Origin of the sequence: Actinophytocola sp., from assembly GCF_035712165.1 — a bacterium.
GTDB lineage: Bacteria > Actinomycetota > Actinomycetes > Mycobacteriales > Pseudonocardiaceae > DASYTH01.
In genome coordinates this window covers 1-3,031 of sequence record NZ_DASTBH010000262.1, presented here as the reverse complement: position 1 = coordinate 3,031, position 3,031 = coordinate 1, and the positions used below count along the sequence as shown (strand labels likewise).

Genomic DNA, 3,031 nt, shown 5'->3' with positions numbered 1-3,031 from the left:
GCTGCCCGACGGCGCGATGCAGACCCCGGACTTCGGCAGAGCGGGCTGGTACGACCGGGGGCCGCAACCCGGCGACCCCGGTCCGGCGGTCGTGGTGGCCCATGTGGACTCCAAGGCCAAGGGCCCGGACGTGTTCAACCGGTTGCGGGAGCTGCGCGCCGGCGACCGGGTGACCGTGCACTATCCCGACCACGACACCACGTTCGCGGTCACCGCCAAGGAACAGGCGGCCAAGACCGAACTGCCGGCCGACCGGATCTGGAGCGACTCGGCCGCCCCGGTGCTCCGCCTGATCACCTGCGGCGGCGCCTTCGACCGCCGCCGCGGCAGCTACCTCGACAACGTCATCATCTACGCCGACAGGTTGGTGGCGTGACCGCGGGAACGCAGCCGGCGCAGCATGCGCGGGTCCTCGAAGCCGACCGCTCGGGCGGCGGTCTCCACCGTCGCCCCGTGCCCGATCAGGTGCTCGGCCCGTTCGAGCCGCAGAACCTGTTGGTAGCGCAACGGGGTCAGGCCGGTCGCCCGGCCGAACATCCGGGTCACCGTGCGCTCGCTGAACCCGGACGCCGCGGCCAGGTCGGACAGCGTCAACCGGTCGGTGAACCGGGCCTCCAGCAGGTCCTGGATCCGGTGCACCGCCTCGTTGAGATGCGACCGGTGCCGCAGCAGCGCGCTGGCCTGCGGCTCGTCGCCGTTGCGCCGGGCGTAGACGACCATGTCCCGGGCCACCCGGCCGGCCGCGCCCGGACCGTGCCGGGCGGCCACGATCGACAGCGCCAGGTCGATCCCGCTGGCGATGCCGGCCGAGGTGACCACCCGGTCGTCGACCACGTACAGCACGTCGCGCACGACCTTCGCCTTCGGGTACCGGCGGGCCAACTGGTCCTGCAGGTGGTGGTGGGTGGTGCAGCGCCGGCCGTCCAGCAGCCCGGCCCGGCCCAGGGCGTCCGCGCCGGCGCACACGCTGGCCACGGTTCCGCCCGCGGCGTGGTGCGCGCGCAACCGGGCCAGGGTGGGCTCGCGCAACCGGTCCGCCGCGGTCATGGTCGACGTGCGCCAGCCGGGCACCAGGATCAGGTCGTCCGGGCCCAGCTCCGGCCACTCCATCGCCGTGCGGACCGGAAGTCCTTGCGCGGTAACGACTTCCGGTCGCTCGGCGAGGTAGGCGAGCTGGTAGTCGTGGCCGCGTTCGGCCGCGCTGGAGAACACCTGGGCCGGACCGCCGAGGTCGAGCAGGTGCACTCCGGGGACCAGCACGAGGACCACGAGGGACATGATCTGGTCAGCCTACCGGCAGCACTTCGGCGACCCCGGTCAGCTCGTCGACCGTGCGGATCCGGGCGAACCGGCCGGCCAGCGCGTAGGCGGTCCGCTCGATCACGTCGTCGGCGGACAGCGTGCGCGGGTCGGCCATCAGCTCGTCCGGGCTCAGGTTCGGCGGCGCGTCCCGGTGCGCGATCGGGGTGGTCGTGGTGGCGTCGATGGCGAAGGTGACCCGGTAGCCGAGGTCGAACGCGACCCGGGCGGTGGTCTCGCAGCACTGCTCGGTGCGGATGCCGCAGACGGTCAGGTCGCGGATCCCCCTGGCGGTCAACAGCTGCTGCAGGTTCGTTGTGGTGAACGCGTTGTGCGCGGTCTTGGTCAGGGTCGGCTCGCCCGGCGCCTGGTGCAGCCCCTCGATCAGCCGGACGTGTCCCTTGGTTGGGTCGAACAGGCTGCCGGTGCCGTGGTCGGCGTGCAGCACCCAGACCACGAGGTCGCCCCGGGACCGGGCGAGCTCGACCAGCCGGTTGACCTTGTCGACGATGTCGGGGTTGGCGGTCAGCCGCCAGATCGGCTGCTGGCGGAAGGACTCCTGGACGTCGATCACGATGAGGGCGTTGGTCATGCGGATGAGTCTGGCTGCGGGGAGGGCTCGGCGACAGGTCGGTTCAGGCCTGGGTGCGGACCGATCTGGTCATCGCGTCGACCTCCTGGTAGCTCGGCGCCTCCGCGGTGACCGGATGGTTGTCGCGGATCGCGCGGGCCGTGTCCACCGCCGTGCGCAGCGCCACCCGGAACAGCAGCGAACCGGTGCTGATCCGCCGCACGCCCAGTTCGGTCAGCCGGGCCAGGGTGTGCCGGTGCGGCAGGAACAGGATGTTCACCGGCGCCGGGATCGCCGAGACCAGTTCCCCAATGTGGTCGTCCCGGTCCGGTCCGGGCACGAAGATCCCGTCGGCGCCGGCCGCGAGATAGCGCAGGGCGCGCTCGATGGTGCCGGCCGGCAGCGCGTCCATGCCGGACCAGTAGGTGTCCACCCGGGCGTTGACGAACAGCCCGGGTGCGCTCCGCTTCACCGCGGCGATCAGTTCGGCCTGGTGACCCGGGTCGGCGAGGGTCCCGTGTGGACGGCCGTCCTCGATGTTGACGCCGGCGGCGCCCAGTTCGGCCAGTTCGGCGGCCAGCGCGCCCACCTCGGCCGGATCTTCACTGAACCCGGACTCGATGTCCACCGTGACCGGGCAGCGCAACCCCCGCAGCCGGCGCATCAGGGCCACGGTCTCGGCCCGGGCCAGGCCGTCCCCGTCCGGCAGACCGGCGGCGGCCGCGACCCCCAGGCTGGTCGTTCCGACGGCGGCGAACCCCGCCCCGGCCAGCGCGACGGCCGAGGCGAAGTCCCAGGCATTGGGCAGCAGCAACGGTTTCCCGGTGTGGTGCAGGGCGTGGAAGGCACGCTCGCTCATCGCAGACCCGCCACGACTCCGCAGGCGATGGCCACGGCGTGCTCCCGGCCGGGGCAGGCGTGCGGGCCGGCTCCGAACGGCAGCGTGCTGAGGTCGACGGTCACCGGCTCGCCGTCGCGCACCCGGCGGGTGGACCGGACCGGCGGGTCCTCGCGCAGCGTGGCCGCCACCGTCTCCTCCGGCGTCCCGTCCGCTCCGCGCTCGCCGGCGTTGCGGACCAGCCCGGCCGTCGCGTCACAGGCCTGCACCAGCAGACCGATCCGGGCAGCCGTGGCCTCGTCCCACACCCCGCCGCACGCCTC

General features: G+C 73.2%; 4 protein-coding genes and 1 pseudogene. 1 reads left to right on the top strand and 4 read right to left on the bottom strand.

Going from position 1 to position 3,031, the window contains the following annotated elements:
- A partial coding sequence (locus tag VFO68_RS14745) for a sortase domain-bontaining protein (protein ID WP_325158837.1) occupies window positions 1-376 on the top strand: 376 nt, incomplete at its 5' end.
- On the opposite strand, the gene VFO68_RS14740 is transcribed toward VFO68_RS14745, so the two are convergent.
- From VFO68_RS14740 to VFO68_RS14725, 4 genes and pseudogenes are all read right to left on the bottom strand, one after another.
- A complete protein-coding gene (locus VFO68_RS14740; protein ID WP_325158836.1) occupies window positions 352-1,278 on the bottom strand; it encodes a GlxA family transcriptional regulator in 927 nt (308 codons plus the stop codon). The two genes, VFO68_RS14745 and VFO68_RS14740, sit on opposite strands and share 25 nt — an antisense overlap.
- Before the next feature lie 7 nt (window positions 1,279-1,285).
- Window positions 1,286-1,891 carry a cysteine hydrolase family protein gene (locus tag VFO68_RS14735; RefSeq protein WP_325158835.1) on the bottom strand — a complete coding sequence of 202 codons (606 nt, stop codon included), beginning with the start codon at window positions 1,889-1,891 and terminating at the stop codon, window positions 1,286-1,288.
- Window positions 1,892-1,934: 43 nt separating this feature from the next.
- Window positions 1,935-2,729 (bottom strand): isocitrate lyase/phosphoenolpyruvate mutase family protein, encoded by a 795-nt coding sequence (locus VFO68_RS14730; RefSeq protein ID WP_325158834.1) that lies wholly within the window; start codon window positions 2,727-2,729, stop codon window positions 1,935-1,937.
- Window positions 2,726-3,031, bottom strand: a pseudogene (locus VFO68_RS14725) (hypothetical protein); the annotation flags it as partial. The gene VFO68_RS14730 and the pseudogene VFO68_RS14725, both read right to left, overlap by 4 nt.